This is a genomic window from Hoeflea sp. TYP-13, assembly GCF_040932035.1.
Lineage (GTDB): Bacteria > Pseudomonadota > Alphaproteobacteria > Rhizobiales > Rhizobiaceae > Hoeflea_A.
Map to the genome: position 1 here is coordinate 681,251 of NZ_JBFRBB010000002.1, position 16,752 is coordinate 698,002.

Annotated in this window: 14 protein-coding genes; 7 read left to right on the top strand and 7 right to left on the bottom strand. The window is 57.4% G+C overall.

Translation table 11 applies throughout. The features are described from left to right. Positions 1–32 precede the first annotated feature (32 nt). Positions 33–923, top strand: a complete 891-nt coding sequence (locus tag ABVT35_RS13520) for a hypothetical protein (RefSeq protein WP_368467106.1) — start codon at positions 33–35, stop codon at positions 921–923. A 6-nt stretch (positions 924–929) separates the two neighbouring features. On the opposite strand, the gene gor is transcribed toward ABVT35_RS13520, so the two are convergent. From gor to rpiA, 3 genes are all read right to left on the bottom strand, one after another. Next, positions 930–2,321, bottom strand: a complete 1,392-nt coding sequence (gene gor, locus ABVT35_RS13525) for a glutathione-disulfide reductase (protein WP_368467107.1) — start codon at positions 2,319–2,321, stop codon at positions 930–932. Between the two features lie 157 nt (positions 2,322–2,478). Continuing rightward, positions 2,479–3,018 carry a DUF2059 domain-containing protein gene (locus tag ABVT35_RS13530; protein WP_368467108.1) on the bottom strand — a complete coding sequence of 180 codons (540 nt, stop codon included), beginning with the start codon at positions 3,016–3,018 and terminating at the stop codon, positions 2,479–2,481. Positions 3,019–3,023: 5 nt separating this feature from the next. Next, positions 3,024–3,734, bottom strand: a complete 711-nt coding sequence (rpiA, locus tag ABVT35_RS13535) for a ribose-5-phosphate isomerase RpiA (RefSeq protein WP_368467109.1) — start codon at positions 3,732–3,734, stop codon at positions 3,024–3,026. A gap of 228 nt (positions 3,735–3,962) precedes the next feature. On the opposite strand from rpiA, the gene ABVT35_RS13540 reads away from it, so the two are divergent. Then, positions 3,963–4,640 (top strand): HAD family hydrolase, encoded by a 678-nt coding sequence (locus tag ABVT35_RS13540; RefSeq protein WP_368467110.1) that lies wholly within the window; start codon positions 3,963–3,965, stop codon positions 4,638–4,640. A gap of 37 nt (positions 4,641–4,677) precedes the next feature. Here ABVT35_RS13540 and ABVT35_RS13545 read toward each other — a convergent pair whose 3' ends face one another. Together ABVT35_RS13545 and ABVT35_RS13550 are read right to left on the bottom strand one after the other, a co-directional pair. Next, positions 4,678–6,627 (bottom strand): murein L,D-transpeptidase, encoded by a 1,950-nt coding sequence (locus ABVT35_RS13545; RefSeq protein WP_368467111.1) that lies wholly within the window; start codon positions 6,625–6,627, stop codon positions 4,678–4,680. Positions 6,628–6,800: 173 nt separating this feature from the next. Continuing rightward, positions 6,801–7,481 (bottom strand): aquaporin, encoded by a 681-nt coding sequence (locus ABVT35_RS13550; RefSeq protein WP_368467112.1) that lies wholly within the window; start codon positions 7,479–7,481, stop codon positions 6,801–6,803. A 290-nt stretch (positions 7,482–7,771) separates the two neighbouring features. Here ABVT35_RS13550 and ABVT35_RS13555 point away from each other — a divergent pair, with 290 nt between their 5' ends. Beyond that, positions 7,772–8,935: a 2Fe-2S iron-sulfur cluster-binding protein gene (locus tag ABVT35_RS13555; protein ID WP_368467113.1), complete on the top strand. Its 1,164-nt coding sequence runs from the start codon at positions 7,772–7,774 to the stop codon at positions 8,933–8,935. Continuing rightward, positions 8,928–11,291 (top strand): mechanosensitive ion channel family protein, encoded by a 2,364-nt coding sequence (locus tag ABVT35_RS13560; protein WP_368467114.1) that lies wholly within the window; start codon positions 8,928–8,930, stop codon positions 11,289–11,291. The genes ABVT35_RS13555 and ABVT35_RS13560 overlap by 8 nt, the downstream gene beginning before the upstream one ends. A gap of 1 nt (position 11,292) precedes the next feature. Here ABVT35_RS13560 and ABVT35_RS13565 read toward each other — a convergent pair whose 3' ends face one another. Together ABVT35_RS13565 and ada are read right to left on the bottom strand one after the other, a co-directional pair. Further along, positions 11,293–12,039, bottom strand: coding sequence for a 2OG-Fe(II) oxygenase (locus ABVT35_RS13565; RefSeq protein WP_368467115.1), 747 nt, complete (start codon positions 12,037–12,039; stop codon positions 11,293–11,295). Then, the gene (ada, locus tag ABVT35_RS13570; RefSeq protein WP_368467116.1) at positions 12,036–13,112 is read right to left on the bottom strand and encodes a bifunctional DNA-binding transcriptional regulator/O6-methylguanine-DNA methyltransferase Ada; all 1,077 of its coding nucleotides are present in this window, start codon (positions 13,110–13,112) and stop codon (positions 12,036–12,038) included. The genes ABVT35_RS13565 and ada overlap by 4 nt, the downstream gene beginning before the upstream one ends. A 205-nt stretch (positions 13,113–13,317) precedes the next feature. On the opposite strand from ada, the gene ABVT35_RS13575 reads away from it, so the two are divergent. The 3 genes from ABVT35_RS13575 (at position 13,318) to ABVT35_RS13585 (ending at position 16,695) form a co-directional block, all read left to right on the top strand. Beyond that, positions 13,318–13,860, top strand: coding sequence for a tetratricopeptide repeat protein (locus ABVT35_RS13575; protein ID WP_368467117.1), 543 nt, complete (start codon positions 13,318–13,320; stop codon positions 13,858–13,860). Positions 13,861–14,023: 163 nt separating this feature from the next. Beyond that, positions 14,024–15,643 (top strand): fumarate hydratase, encoded by a 1,620-nt coding sequence (locus tag ABVT35_RS13580; protein ID WP_368467118.1) that lies wholly within the window; start codon positions 14,024–14,026, stop codon positions 15,641–15,643. Next, complete coding sequence (locus tag ABVT35_RS13585; RefSeq protein WP_368467119.1) at positions 15,640–16,695, top strand: DUF2332 domain-containing protein; 1,056 nt, start codon at positions 15,640–15,642, stop codon at positions 16,693–16,695. Before ABVT35_RS13580 ends, ABVT35_RS13585 begins: the two co-directional genes overlap by 4 nt. The last annotated feature ends 57 nt before the right edge of the window (positions 16,696–16,752 follow it).

The following is a 16,752-nucleotide window of genomic DNA, read 5'->3' on the forward strand; positions in this document are numbered from 1 at the left end:
CGCAAGCTGCAGAAAACAAAGTGGAATCGGTAATGAGACCACGTAACGATGCGGATATCGACCAGACTGATATCCAGTTTGCAACGGCAGATCGCTACATTCTGGCGGGGACACTCTTCTCAACACGTCCGGGTCGGCCCGTCAACAACGGACCACTGGTCCTGATTTCGTCCGCCACGGGAGCGCCGCGCGGCTTCTACAGCGCCTTTGCCCGCGAGCTCGTTGCCAGGGGAAGCCGGGCGGCGTTGATCTATGATTATCGCGGCCTGCCGGATTCGCCGCCTCCCTTTGGTTTCAAAGGCCGCATTAGCATGCGTGATTGGGCCCATTTCGACATGCCGGCGGCAATGCTCAGGCTGGATGAAGAAGCGCCCGGCCATCCGATGGTCGGCGTCGGCCAGTCATTTGGCGGTCAGGCACTCGGAATTTGCGGGATGCCGGAACGCTTCGAGCGCTATTGCATGATTGCCTGCCTGTCGGGCTATTGGCGCAACACCGACACGCCCTGGCAAAATCTGGTCATGATGCACATGGTCGGGCTGCCGGTAACCGCGGTACTGGGCCGAACGGCCCGCTGGATGGGCCTGGGCGAACCATTTCCGGCCACTGTATTCCGTGACTGGGCCAGATGGTGTTTCCATCCCGAGTATTTTTTCGACGACCCGAAGGTCGGTGCACGGGCCGGCTATGCGACCGTTCGCGCGCCAATCCTGTCGGTCGGCATGACGGACGACCCGTGGGGAACGCCCAGAGCCATCGAGGCGCTTATGAAGCACTACGTCAATGCCGACATAACAGATCGCTGGCTGTCACCTGAAAACGCCGGCGGGCAACCGATCGGCCACCTCGGATTCTTCCGCTCCCGCTTCCGCGACACACTTTGGCCGGGGATCGTGGACTGGATATTGGGCGACAGGCCGTAGAACACCTTATTCCACCCGTTCGCCGTTTCTGACGCGGTAGCTCGGCTGGTACATGGTGACCAGCTCCTCCGCGGCCGTCGGATGAACCGCCATGGTGCGGTCAAAATCATCTTTCGTGCATCCGGCCTTGAGCGCTATTGCAAGAACCTGAGCCAACTCGCCGGCGTCGGGACCAAGGATATGCGCACCCACAACGCGCCGGTCCGCCGCATTGACCACCAGCTTGGTGATCATTTTCTCCTGACGGCCGGAAAGCGTGTGTTTCATCGGGCGGAATGTGGCGCTGTAAATCTCCAGCTCTTCGAATTTCTGCACGGCTGCATCTTCCGAAAACCCGACCGTTCCGATCTCCGGCTGGGAGAACACGGCAGTCGCGATCATGTCATGGTCGGGACGCGTCGGCTTGTCGCGGAATACGGTATCGACAATGCACATTGCCTCGTGAATGGCGACCGGTGTCAGCTGGACCCGGTTGGTAACGTCGCCCACCGCATAAATGTTCTCGACATTGGTGCGCATGTAATCGTCCACGATCACCGCACCGACCGCATCGGTTTCAACACCGGCACTTTCAAGGCCGAGACTTTCGGTGTTTGGCGTTCGTCCGAGCGCCAGCATCACCTCGTCCACCTTGAGGTTCTTGCCGCCCGACGTTGTCACGTCCAGACGGTCGTCGGCGGAGCGGACAACATGCGTGATAAGCTCGCTGCAAAGAACGCGGATACCTTTTTCTTCCATGGTCCGGTGCAGGGTCCGGCGCAGGTCCATATCGAAATTCTTGAGAATTTCAGGGCCGCGATAAATAAGCGTCGTCTCAACGCCAAGGCCATGAAATATATTGGCGAATTCAACCGCGATATAGCCGCCACCGGCGATCAGGATGGATTTCGGCAGGGTCTCAAGATGAAAGGCCTCATTCGAGGTAATTGTATGCTCACGGCCTTCAAGATCGCCCGCATCGCTCACCCGCCCACCGACGGCAATCAGAATCTTGTCTGCGCTGACGACCTGATTGGTGCTCAGGATCCTGACATGGTGCTGGTCGACCAATTCCGCACGGCTGTCGAAAATCTCCGCTCCCGCATTGCTCAGGCCTTTTCGGTAAAGTCCCTCGAGCCGGGCAATCTCCCTGTCCTTGTTGGCAATCAGCGTATTCCAGTCGAAGTGGCTTTCCCCGACCTTCCAGCCAAACCCGGCAGCATCTTCGAACTCCTCGGAAAAATGCGAGGCGTAGACAAACAACTTCTTCGGAACGCATCCACGGATAACGCAGGTGCCGCCATAGCGATATTCCTCGGCAATCGCGACCCTCTTGCCCATGCCGGCGGCAAGGCGTGCAGCGCGAACGCCTCCGGAGCCGCCACCTATCACAAAAAAGTCGTAGTCAAATTCAGTCATTGTATCGCCTTTGGTCTGGCTAAGGGATCATACGGAACGGGGATTATCAGCAGCTTTGCTGCAGGTAACTTCGCAAACTCCGTGCAAAGATAGGGACCATTCAGCAAAAGAAAAGCCCGGTTGGAGCCGGGCTGTTTCTATTGTTATCCAAGCAAGCCTACTGCGTGTCGGCAGTCGCCCCTTCTGTGGGGGTTTCCCCGACCGTTGCCTGCAGCGCCTTTTCGGTTGCTGTCGATAGATCGCGGGAAATTCCGTTCGACCAGACCTCGGCAGCCTGAAGAAGTTCGCGGGTAACGATCGGCCCGGATTCAATCAGTTTCTTGCCGGCATCGCTGCTGTAGAAAGTCGTGATGCTCTGCAACTCATCAACCGAGAAATTCTTGGCATAGATCAATGCCGCCTCGCGCTCGAGGTCGGCGCGCCGTCCGGCCATCTCGATTGCCGTTTCGTCGACAGTTACCGAAATGACTTCCTGAAGGTTGGGGGCAGTCTGAATCAACGCGGTTTTCAGATTTTGCGCGGCATTCGGCAAAATAGCGTCAAATTGATCAGTTGCGTTGATCGCATCGATTGCGGCGCGCGCAGCGGCGAGGTGCTCGGCAGACGGTTCCTGAGCCTGTGCGGACGCTCCGAGGCTGACCACAGCAACCGCAGCGATTGCCAGGGCACAATGGCGTACGCCCAAGGCCATGCTCATCTGTTTCATATCTCCTGATTTCCTCTGTTTTTCATTGTCTTTACACCGGTTGGCCCGGCTATAATCGCTTCGGATGCTACACCGATAAACAGTCCGTGCTCGACGACGCCCGGTATTGCATTCAGCGCGCTTGAGAGCGCTTCTGCATCCGGAATACGGCCAAAAGATGCATCCAGGATAAAATGGCCGCCATCCGTCTCATAAGGCACAGCCCGGTCCATTCGAAGATCGATCGTACCGCTCAGATCAAGCGAAGACGCAACCTTTTCGATGGCAATGCGTGTGGATGCCAAACCAAAAGGATTGACTTCAATGGGCAGCGGATAACGACCTAAAGTGTCGACGATCTTCGATTCGTCTGCAATGACAATCATCTTTTCTGAAGCGCATGCAACGATCTTTTCGCGAAGCAACGCGCCGCCGCCGCCCTTGATGAGACGCAATTCGCGATCGACCTCATCAGCACCATCGACTGTCAGGTCGAGTTCGGGCACTTCTTCAAGCGGAAACAGCGGAACGCCAAGCTCAACACACAATCCTGCCGTGCGTTCCGACGTCGGAACACCCTTGATTTCAAATCCGGCTTCGACTTTCTCAGCCAGAAGCCGAACGAACTCGTCGGCCGTGCTTCCGGTTCCGATTCCAAGCCGCATTCCAGGGCGAACATGCTCCAGTGCAACGCTCGCGGCCTGGATTTTCAGTTGACGGGCGTCCATACGCCGATTGCTCCAAGTAATAGACCTGTGCGCTGTTACCATGTAGCAAGCGCCAAGCAAAGGCGTAATTACCGACTATGCTTACCGGCGCTGGTCAAAATCCGTTCGGCTCTGTATCAATTCGCGTTTCAACGCAAAGAGGCGATTTGCCGGCAGCCGATAAAGGCTTGCAAAACGGGCATTCGTGGCCTACCCGGGGAGACAACATTACCAGTTTAACCGGATACTATGCCCTCACCCCTTGTTATATTCGATCTCGACGGAACGCTGTTCGATACGGCGCCGGACCTGATGAACAGCCTCAATCACACGATCGGTACAATCGGGCTTGAACCGGTGCACTTCGAGGATATGACCTACCTTGTCGGCAGCGGCGCTAAAGTGATGATCAACAAGGCACTGGAGCTAAGAAAAGTCACGATCGACGAGCCGGAACTGGAGCGGCTATTCGGGCTCTTTCTCGATCATTACGGCGCGTCCATGCCTGGATCAACAGCCCTTTATCCAGGCGCGGCGGACGCCATGGACAGGCTCTCGGCAGCCGGTCTGTCAATGGCAGTGTGCACGAACAAGACAGAATCCATGGCCGTCAGGCTGCTTTCGCTTACCGGCCTCCTCCCGCGCTTCGCGGCGGTGACCGGTGGCAACACCTTTGATGTCAGAAAACCGGAGGCCGGCCATCTGCTCGGCACGATTGATATGGCTGGAGGCAGCCGTTCAAAATCACTGATGATCGGCGATTCCGTCAACGACATTGCGGCCGCAAGAAATGCAGGCATTCCCTCCATAGGAGTGCCTTTCGGATATTCCGACACGGCCGTTGATAAACTCGGACCCGACTGGGTGATGTCGCATTATGACGAACTGACGCTCGATGTCGTCGAGCGCCTGTTGGGAACCGGCTGACCGGTCCCCGCATATATTTCCTGCTTGTCCGCGTTGACTAACCGCGAATCTCGCGGCTCTGCCGTGTCCGCTCCATCGCCTTGTCGAGGTGTTTGTCTCGGCCATACATGTCGGAATAGTAGCCGACGGAGCCGTCCTCATTGGGCCAGGCGGTAAAGTAAGAGACATAGACCGGAATCTTGCCAGGGACAGGCTCGGCGAGATTGCGGCCCTGTGCGATCTGCTGCGCAATGTGCTCTCGGGATTTACCCAGAACGGCAGCTGCCATACCACGCGGATCCTGCAGGCGCACACACCCATGGCTGAAAGCCCTGCTATCGCGATTGAACAGGTTCTTGGCCGGTGTGTCATGCATATAGATCGCGTGCTTGTTGGGAAACAGGATCTTCAGTTCGCCAAGCGCGTTCTTGCGGCCGGGCGGCTGGCGCACATCGACGGGAACGGTTGTCGAGCCGACAGTAAACCAGTCAATGTTGGAAGACGATACGCGCCGTCCGCGCCTGTCCGTCAACTCGTAGCCCAACCTGTCGAGATAGGACGGATCCTGGCGCAGTTTAGGCAACATCTCATTGACAATGATCGACCGCGGCACACCCCAATAGGGATTGTATTCCACCGTCTCGATCTCATCATGGAAGAAGCTGGTCTGGTTGGATCGCTTGCCGACAACGACACGCATGGATATCGCGTCCCTGTCGTTGTTCACGTAGGTCGCCCGGAAAGCGGGCTGATTGATGAATACATGGCGCGAACCAAGATTGCGCGGCAGCCAGCGCAGCCGTTCCATCGCCAGAACGACCTTGTCGATCTTGCTTTCATTGGTGATGCCGGTCAGCTTTCCGATCGTGTTGCGACCGATGATGCCATCTGCGGCAAGCCCGTTTTCTTTTTGGAAGTCCCTGACCATGGCGACCAGCTCGGGCGTGTAGAGCTCACCACCACTGGTGTCATAGTCAACCAGTGTTATGCCGTGGTTGACAAGGAGTTCATCCGAACCGCGCTTGCGGATGGCCGCCACAATATTCTTCAATTCGGGACTGGAACGGCCCAGCTTGAGGAATGTTCCCTCGGCAATTTCGATATGATCTTCGGCATCCGCCTCACGCAGTGTCGCAAGCTCCGCAACCAGGGCCTTGAACTGTCGGTTGCCCGGATTGCTTCCGCGCAGATAAATACCGGCATCAGAAGTGGCAGCAAGGTTTCCGAGTGCGGCGACAAGGTCGACATCCTTGCGCTTGAAATCATGGTAGCCCGACAGGCGGTTGGGATCGATCCTTCCGCGTGTTGCGTCGAGTACATAGTGGAGTGCCGCTGCACTCATGTTCATTTCAAACTGCATCAGCGCCCGCTTGCGGGCATCCATATCGGACGCATCGAATTCGGCTGCAGGGAGTTCGACGACATAATCCTGCGCTGACAGACCGACCTCATCGGCTGCTGCCATTGCTTTGAGTGCTGCATTTGCACGGTCGTTCGGCGCGCCGTCGGTCATCCATATGAACGACGGATCGGCTTTGTAGTGCTCAATCAACGCAGCGCCGACTTCTTTCAGCGCCCGGATCTTGTAGCCTTCAAGATACTGCCGCGATTTGTCGAATTCGCTGCTGCTCAGCGGCGTTGCGGTCGTCTCGTCGTCGGAAACAACCTCGGCTTCGGTCAAGATGGGGTCGGCGGACGCGACCTCGACGTCGGCGACAACCGGGTCTGCGGATGCGACCTCAACTTCCGCAAGCACGGACAGATTGAACGTTTTCACCACATCCGGCTTGTACGTGTAGAATGTGGGGCCCTTGATCCTTGGAGCCGGCGATGCGGCCTGCCGGGCGCGCAGTCGTTCAATCTCACGCTGCCTGTGACGCCTGGCGCGATGCTGATTGCCGAATATGATATCAAACAGGCCGTTCTGGGCGAAAGCCGGCGGCGCCGTTGCGGGCAGCGCCGATCCAACGGTTAAAACACAAACCAAAGCAACCAAGCTTTTGCGCATCCTCAAACTCCCGGTCTTCAATTCCAGCCCCTCCGTAGATGCCCCTTGCCAGGCCGCCCGCCGCAGCGTGGTCAAATGCAGCGCTATTGCTACGACTTGTTCTGGCCAGTGTGCAACAGCCAGAAGGTCGAAATCAGTAAAATACCGTTGAATTCCTAAAAAATTGATCAATGTTACTGCGAATGATCACTTTGCCGGAACAGCAATAGCCAGTTGCAGAACACCAATGCGACAAGCGCGGCAATGAGTTGCGCTGATACGAAGGGTACCACATCCTGCGGCCGAATTCCCGCAAAACTGTCGGAAAAGCCCCGCGCAATGGTGACCGCCGGGTTTGCGAAGGAGGTCGAGGCGGTGAACCAATAGGCCGCGGTGATATATAGCCCGACCGACATGGCAACCGCTGATTCGCGCGCCCTGAGCGTTGCCAGGATCGTGAATACAAGGCCGAATGTTGCAACACTTTCCGCGAACCATTGTGAAGAACCGGTTCTGACTTTCTGTGAAATCTGCAGTACTTCGAGGTCGAACATCAGGTGCGCTGCCCATACCCCGGCAAGGCCGCCCGTTATCTGAACGGCGACATAGGCAATCGCTTCTGTCGCCGGAATGTCTCGCCTGACCGCGAACACCAGGGTGACGGCCGGGTTGAAATGCGCGCCCGATATTGGTCCCAGCATGGTGATCAGTACGACGAGGATTGCACCCGTCGGAATGGTATTGCCTAGCAGTGCAATGGCTACATTGCCACCGGCCAGGGCTTCGGCCATGATTCCCGAACCGACGACTGTGGCAAGCAGGAACGCGGTCCCGACGAATTCCGCACCGAGCCGCCTTGAAAGACCGTCATTCATATTTATCCCCTCGGATCGATTGAAGCACGTCGCCGGGTGTAATGTCCCTGATTCCGACCACGCCCATTTCAGCCGCCAAACGGCCACCGATTCTTTGTATTATCGATAGTTCTGGAAATCATGATTTATGGATGAAAGCAAGTGTGAGCGGCTGTTTGCCATCGCCTCGCAACTGGCGGCTTCTTATGCTCATACACTGCAGCGACAGTCTGTATACGCGAGAAAATTTGACCTCAAACCGGAATAATTCCAAAAAAGAACAAATACTTTTGGGGAACAGGACAGTTTGAATGAAGCGAAACCTTCGGATGCTCTCTGGGGCGGTGCTCTATATCTTTGTGACCTGCCACCTGCTCAACATGGCATTTGGTCTCATTTCCGTGGAGGCGGTGGAAAGCGCCCGCCGTGTGTTGACTGTTCCCTGGACTGTATTTCCGATTTCGCCGCTGCTGCTGTTGTCCATGCTGGTTCACGCAGTGCTGGGCCTGGAAGCGATTTACCGCCGGAACACGCTGAGAATGTCAAGCTACGACACGGTGCAGCTGATATCGGGACTTCTGGTCGTACCGCTCCTGGCCTCGCATATCGTCGGCATCTGGGCGGTCAAGAACCTGTTCGCGTCCGACCCCACCTACCACTTCATTTTGACCGTGTTCTGGATCGATACGCCGATTGAAGGACTGCGGCAGGTCCTCGTCGTCGTTGTTGCCTGGTTGCACGGCAGCATCGGCATATTCAGCTGGATGCGGCTCAAGGCATCCTGGGACAGGTTGTCGCTCTTCATCTACCCGCTGGTGGTTGTGGTTCCTGTGCTGGCGCTTGTCGGTTTCGTCGACGCCGGCAACGAGGTCATCGCCGATCGGGAACGCGCCATCGAAGCGTCATCGGCCGACGAGCCGCAGTTGTCCGAAGAGGAATTGCGGGCACAGGAAGAGGCTGCAGCGATTCGTGCCGAGGAAATCGGACAAAAGCTCGACCTGACCAGACGCATAATGTGGACGGTTATCGGCATCTATTCGGTGCTCGTCGTGATAACGTTCGTCGCAAGAGCGATCCGGCTGCACATAGCCCGGCGCGCGCGAGTGTCGGTTCGCTATCTCCACGGCCCGCAGTTTGAAGTGCCCACAGGCGCAAGCATGCTCGAAATCTCGCGCCTTCACCATTTACCTCACGCCAATCTGTGCAGAGGCCGCGGTCGGTGCGGGACCTGCCGCATACGCATTATCGAAGCGGATCCGCCACTGCCGGAGCCCGGTCCGGTGGAGGCCGCAACGCTCAAACGCAAAAAGCTTGATCCGGATATCCGGCTGGCATGCCAGGTCGTCCCGGGCGCGGGTTCAATCACAATCGAACGCCTGATTGCTCCCGACATACTACCCGGTGATCTTCATGCTGCATCAAACGACGACGAGGACGAAGACCAGCAGCCGGCAGCGGAGGGTGCCAATGCGTAAACCCATGATTGTTCTGCCGGTTCATTGGATTGCAGCCATCCTGTTGATTGTGACGCTGGGCTCGCATCCATCGAAGGCCCAGGTCCTTCCCGGTACAATCGGCGCTCCACAGGCGGAAGAAGAAACCACGACACCGCCACCCTCTCCCAACGACGTTCGGGAACTGATGCGGCTTTTATCCGATCAAAGCATGGTCGAATGGCTGCGTACCCAGAGCGAAAACCCCGAAGCGCTCGGCACGCTGGAGCCCGCCCTGAGCCTTACCGAGGAATTTGCCAATCGGGTGGCACACACCCGCACACGCATCGGCGCGCTTGTTGTAAGTTGGCGTAATCTGTCGATCGCGCCGCAATTCCTCATCAATGCATGGCAGTCCGAACTGTCGGCTGACGACACCTTGAGAAGCATGACCTATGTGCTGATATTCCTTGTCGTCGGCGGCGGGCTTGAATGGCTCTATCGTCAGTACACACAGGTTACGCTATTGCGGCTGGAACTGCGGCACGGCGAGACGCTGGCAGGCCGTTTTCAGGCGGCAATTATGCGTGCAGTGACCATCTTTGGTGGACTTGCCGTATTTTCCGCTGGCGCGATCGGCGGATTTCTCAGTTTCGATTGGCCACCATTTATCGAAAACCTGGTTCTGAACCTGCTTGTCATCATCATCACCATTCGCAGCGCAGCGACCCTGTCTCTGTTCGTGCTTGCTCCGCGTGTCGCCTCGCTTCGATTGGTGCCATTGAGCACTGCCATCGCGCAACCGCTGCACTATTGGCTAATCGGTCTTGTTTCACTGGCCACTATTGCATTTGCAATCAGCGACATCTTTACTCATCTCGCCGGCGCGACTGATGCGGTCGGCGCTGCTCTTGCCGTTTCCATCATCTCCGGGCTGGTGTGCGCAGCCCTGCTGGTCATAGCCATCTGGCACATGGCATCGATTATTCGCAGACACACAAACCCAGGTGAAAATGTTCGCAAGGGCCGCATCTGGCCAACATACCTGACAGTGCTTGTACTTATCGCAGTTGTATTGTGGATGCTCGCCGCCATCACGCTGATGTGGACCGTCCTGATAGTCGGCCTCGTCCTTCCGGTAACACGGCTGCTGAGCGGATGCGTCAACCACCTCTTCGATCAGGCGGAGGGGTTGAATGCACCGCAGCCGGACGAACCGGCCGCCACGGCACTTTCTGCGGCGGCATTGCCGCAGGAAACCGCAACCGATCTGCAGACCGGACCGGTGACAACAGAGGAAGCACCGCCCGACGCGGATCCGGAGGAGAGCGATGAAGACGAGGACGAGGTTGTCGGTCCGCTAGAGCTTTATCGTCCCGTTGCGCGCCGGTTTGCCCGGTTCGTCGTTCTGATCGGCGCTCTGCTTGCACTGCTCTATGTTTGGAGCGGCGGCATACTCTCACTGTCCGATTCGCAGACATTCACGGGCCGTTTCATTGTTCTGTTAGCCGACATCATAGCTGCAGTCCTGATCGCTGACCTCATCTGGGTCTGGGCCAAATCCGCCATCGATCGCCGGCTCGCCAATTATATTCCACCGCAGCCGGGTGAAGCGCCCGGGCCAGAGGCACGCATGGCGACACTGTTGCCGATATTGCGGGTAACGCTTTTCGTATTCCTCGTCGTAATTGTTGTCATGACCGTGCTTGCTTCATTCGGCATCAATATCGGCCCGCTGCTTGCCGGTGCCGGCGTCATCGGCATTGCCATCGGCTTCGGTGCGCAGGCGCTGGTCCGCGATATCGTGTCCGGCATATTCTTTCTCATCGACGATGCCTTCCGCATCGGCGAATACATCGAGATCGGCGAATTGCGCGGCACGGTCGAATCGATGTCGATCCGGTCACTGCGCGTTCGCCACCATCTCGGCGCCATCCACACGATCCCCTTTGGCGAGCTCAAATCGCTGACAAACTACAGCCGCGACTGGGTCATCATGCGCCTGGAATTCCGAGTGCCGTTCGACACCGATATCAAGCTGGTCAAGAAAATCGTCAAGAAAATCGGCGCTGAACTGCTCGAACACGAAGGCTATGGCGAGAGCATCATTCAGACGTTGAAATCGCAGGGTGTGCGCCGCATGGAAGAGTTCAACATGGTCATCGGCGTCAAGTTCATGGCCAAGCCCGGCGCGCAATGGCTGATCCGGCGCGATGCCTATATGAAACTGCGCGATGCCTTTGAAGCAAATGGCATCAACTTCGCCCAACGCAATGTGACCGTCGAGGTCGTCGGCGACAAGCCGCTCGGCGAGGAAGATAAAAAGGCGATTGCAGCAGCCGCGCAGCCTGCCATTGAATCGGCAGGTGCGGCCGGCCCCGCACCCGACGAGCCGTAACTTACGAAGCGTCGTGAAAAATCAGGCCAAGGACATGCCTCTGCCCTGATTTGACCCGGCTGACGCCGTGCCGCATGCGCACACGATATGTACCCCTGGTTCCTTGAACGGGCCGCTCGTTGACAGCGAAAATCACCGCCTCACCCTGCTCCGCTGATACGACTTCAGCGCGGGACTGCATGCGCGGACGCTGTTCCGTCAGTACAAATTCCCCGCCCGAAAACTCCGATGACGGGTCGGACAGCAAGATCGCCACCTGAAGCGGAAAAACATGCTCGCCATAAAGGTCCTGATGCAGGCAGTTATAGTCGTTCTCAACGTAGCGCAGCATCAGTGGCGTCGGCAGACCTTGTCCTGCCTCATGGCAGCGTTTCAGAAATTCGGCGTGCCTTTCAGGAAACCGGACTTGCGCGCCGGTCATCTCCTGCCAATGATTGGCCGCCGGCGCCAGATGGGCATAAAACGCGCTGCGCATCTCTCCAATCGCGGGTGGAAGCGGATAGTCGAAATATTTGTATTCGCCCCGCCCGAAACTGTGCCGCGCCATGACCACACGGCTTCGGAACCCGCTATCGTCATCATAGGTTTCACGAATTCCCCGACACTCGTCGGCGGAAAGGACCGGACCGGTTGTGGCATAGCCGCGCCGGTCCAGATCCTCATAAATCCGATGCCAGTCGAGACTGTCTACCAGATCCTGCGGCGCGGCCTGCAGACGCCCTTGCAGGGCCGCTGCCGGCCCGGTCACAGCCGGGCCTCCCGGTTCAGCAACTCAGCCTTGCGTTCGACGCCCCAGCGGTATCCGGACAGCGCACCATCCGTCCGCACCACACGGTGGCAGGGAATGGCAATGGCAATGTTGTTGGCGCCACAAGCCTGTGCAACGGCGCGCACGGCCCGTGGTTGTCCTATCTCGCGCGCAATGTCGGAATAGCTGGCGGTTTCACCGGCCGGTATCGATCGCAATGCTTCCCAGACCCTTTGCTGAAATGCCGTCCCGCGAATGTCGAGCGGCAGATCAAGGCTGTCCTGCGGGTCTTCCACATAGCCGATGACAGCGGCAACCATATTCTCGAACTCCGGATCGCCGCCAATCAGTTCGGCTTTGGGAAATCTGTCCTGCAATGCGGTGACCAGAAGTTCAGGCTCGTCGCCGAAATCGATAGCACAAACGCCACGATCAGTCGCCGCTATCAGGATTGAGCCGAGTGTGCACTCGCCCACGGCGAACCTGATGCGCGCATCACGCCCGCCGTCACGGTATTGTGTCGGGCGCATGCCGAGCCGTTTGTCCGATTCCTCGTAAAACCGACTGCTGGCATTGTAACCGGCATCGAAAATGGCGCCCGTGACCGACGCACCCCGTGATAGTTCGCCGCGAACACGCGCTGCCCTGCATTCGGCCGCATAGGCCTTGGGTGTAATTCCGGTCACTTCCTTGAACACGCGATGGAAGTAAAACCGGCTGATCCCGGCCTTGTTTGCCAATTCGTCAAGGCTTGGCGGCTCTTCCGCTTCTTCAATCATGCGGCAGGCCTTGGCAACCATCTCGGCCCGCTCCCGGGCCGGCCCAAGATCCTGCGGCTTGCACCGTTTGCAGGGCCGGTATCCGGCATGCTCGGCTTCCTGTGCATTGCCGTAAAACGCAACATTCTTGCGCAGGGCCGCGCGTGAGGAACAGGACGGACGGCAGTATATGCCGGTTGTACGCACTGCAAATACGAACTGCCCGTCAGCACTTGCGTCACGCTCCTGCACAGCCTGCCAGCGATCATCATCCGTCATTTGCTGCCTGCTCATCTCAACGATCCCGATAGACATCGTCATTCTCCTGATTTGGAACGATACATCATCATGGGGATCACAATAAGGTGCCTTCGGAACGGTCACACTCCGCCCCTTGCTCTGCAATTCGCAAAGTTGTTTCCGGTAATAAAGCGTTAGAGGGGCTCATGTGATCGTGAACTGCAGTTTACATGAAAATATGTATGATGGCCGCAATCGAACAACCACCAGAGGGATACTGATGAAAGGTGCAACACTCTCACTCGCGCTGCTGCTTACCGCAGGGCTGGTTATGTCAACGCCTGTCTTCGCCGCCGGAAGTGGTGGAGGTTCAGGCTCATCGTCCAACAACCCGTGCAACAGCGGTTGGGTCTGGGACAAGTCCAAGCGGAAATGTGTCAGGCAATCCTCGGAAGTCGACCAGGAAAGCCTCTATGAGGCCGGCCGCCAACTTGCCCACGCGGAGCGCTATCAGGAAGCCATCGATGTTCTGATGATGGCATCCAGTAACGACAAGCGTGTGCTGAATTATCTCGGCTACTCCCATCGCAAACTCGGGCACGTTGATGTCGGGTTGACCTATTACCGCCAGGCACTGGCTCTTGATCCGGAATACACGCTCGTACGCGAATATATGGGCGAAGCGCTTCTGCAGAAAGGCGATCTCAAGGGCGCACTCGAACAGCTCTCCGAAATCAGGCGGCTCTGCGAGGGTCGCGGATGCAGCGAATACAATGAACTTTCAGGGCAGATCGCGACCTATATCAAGAATCAGGACGGCTAAGTCCGTCCCGAATATCGAGTTTATTGGACCGGGCGCTGCGAAATCAGCGCCCGGTTTTTTGTTTGGGGCCCGGTACGTTGTTGGTCGGATAATTGCAATTAATGCGCTCAGCGAATACACACCTCCTGCCAGGTTCATACCAAGCCCATGAAAGGTAAAATAAATGTCCGAAACGGGTGCCGCAGAGCTGTTTCCGCTTGATGAAGATACCACCCCATACCGAAAAATCAGCTCCGATCATGTCTCGGTCGACAGCTTCAAGGGGCAGGATGTCCTGACGGTCGAACCGGAAGGCATACGCCTGCTTGCTGAAACCGCCTTTGCCGACATAAATCACCTTTTGAGACCTGCCCATCTCAAACAGCTTGCCAAGATCCTGGAAGACCCCGAATCCACTGAAAACGACCGTTTCGTTGCCTATGACCTTTTGAAGAACGCCAATATTGCAGCCGGCGGCATACTGCCCATGTGTCAGGACACCGGAACGGCCATTGTCATGGGCAAAAAGGGCCCCCGGGTCTGGACCGAGGGTGGCGACAAGGAGGCTGTCGCCCAAGGCGTCCGTGATGCCTATGAGCACAAAAACCTCAGATATTCCCAGCTTGCGCCGATTTCGATGTTCGAGGAAAAGAACACGCGCAACAACCTGCCGGCGCAGATCGATATCTACGAGGAAGGCGAAGACGCCTACAAGTTTCTGTTCGTCGCCAAGGGCGGCGGCTCTGCGAACAAGACCTTTTTGTACCAGGGCACCCCGTCCCTGATGACCCATGATCGGCTCCTCGACTTCCTGAAGGAAAAGATCCTGACGCTCGGCACAGCTGCCTGCCCGCCCTATCACCTTGCCATCGTCATCGGCGGAACGTCGGCGGAAATGAACCTGAAAACCGTCAAACTTGCTTCGACCAAATATCTCGACGGCCTGCCCACCTCCGGTTCGGAAGCCGGCCACGCCTTCCGCGACCTTGATATGGAGGCGGAAGTTCACAAGCTGACGCAACAGATGGGCATCGGAGCGCAATTTGGCGGCAAGTATTTCTGCCACGACGTACGCGTGGTCAGGTTGCCGCGCCACGGTGCTTCCGTGCCCATCGGACTTGGCGTTTCGTGTTCCGCCGACCGGCAGGCCAAAGGAAAGATCACCGCTGAAGGCATTTTCCTGGAGGAATTGGAGACAAATCCGGCCAAATACATGCCGGAGATTGACGAAGACGCACTGACGGACAATGTGGTTCACATCGACCTCAATCAGCCAATGGCACAAATTCTGAAAGAACTGTCGCAACACCCGGTAAAGACTCGCCTTTCGCTGAACGGCACAATCATCGTTGCCCGTGATCTGGCGCACTCGAAAATCCGTGCGCGGCTCGAGGCCGGCGAAGACATGCCTGCCTATTTCAAGGATCACCCGGTCTATTACGCCGGCCCCGCAAAAACGCCGGAAGGCTATGCATCAGGATCTTTCGGACCAACCACGGCAGGCCGCATGGACAGCTATGTCGACCAGTTCCAGTCTTTTGGCGGATCGATGGTCATGCTGGCAAAGGGCAACCGCTCCAGAACCGTGCGCGAAGCCTGCGCCCGCCATGGCGGGTTTTACCTCGGTTCCATTGGCGGCCCAGCGGCCCGGCTTGCGCAGGACTGCATCAAAAAGGTCGATGTCGTCGAATATCCGGAACTCGGAATGGAGGCGATCTGGAAAATCGAGGTTGAAGACTTCCCCGCATTTATCGTCATAGACGACAAGGGCAACGATTTCTTCAAGGAACTCAATCTGGGATGACGGAGCCCCTGCCCCAAAAGCTCGCGACCGCCTTCCAACAGCAACGGAGCGCCTGCGAGCAGTTGGGGTCGCCGTTCACAGCCCGCATCTGCCAGACGATTGCAGAAAACGGACTTCCGCCATCATCCGTTCGCGAAATGATTGCCACATGGCCGGGTGATCCCTCATCAAATGGCGATTCGGTGCCTTTGCGGCTGTGCGGCGCCCTGCACGAGCTGGTGCTGTCGGGTGCAGATGCCCACCTTGCAGAATTGTACCCACCCGCCACCGACGTATTGGAGCTGTCACATATTCATTCGGCTCTGGCCGGCGCGATTTCCCGGCATGAAGGCCGAATCTGTAAAAGACTCCTGAACCCGCCGCAAACCAACGAAATAGGGCGCGCGGCGGCCATTCATGCGGGCCTTCTGCATATTGTAACGCTTATCGACAAACCTCTCATCCTCTCGGAAATCGGTGCAAGTGCCGGACTTAATCTGCTTCTCGATCGGTTCGGCTTTACCTTGGGCGAGACAGTCAGCGGCGCGGAAAATTCGCCGGTGCACCTCCAACCCGAGTGGACCGGCAAGGCTCCACCGCCGGCAGATTTTATGATCGCGGACCGGCGTGGATGCGATCTCAGCCCGTTTGACCTCGCAGAGGAAAATCACAGGATTCGGCTTCTGTCCTATCTGTGGGCGGATCAGACCGACCGGCTTGACCGTATGCGCTCGGCTCTCGCCATCTTCGATGAGTTGCCGGTCAAAGTCGATGCTGCCGATGCCGTCGACTGGCTCGATCAGCGGCTTTCATCCACAAGGCCCGGCCATGCACATGTGGTTTTTCACACCATTGCATGGCAATATCTGAGCAAGGGGGACCAAAGACGGGGGAAACGAATCATCCAAGCAGCCGGTGCTCGCAGCACACGGGACGCGCCGCTATTCCTGCTGAGCATGGAATCCGATGGCCGGTCACCGGGTGCGGCTTTGCGCATATGTGCATGGCCCGGCGGCAATGTACGTGAACTTGCTCGTGTCGATTTTCACGCCCGCTGGATTGCGTGGATCTAGGAGTTCACGGAAAGTAACGCAACGAAATCTAAAGAGTTCACCGCTTAAATCAACAGC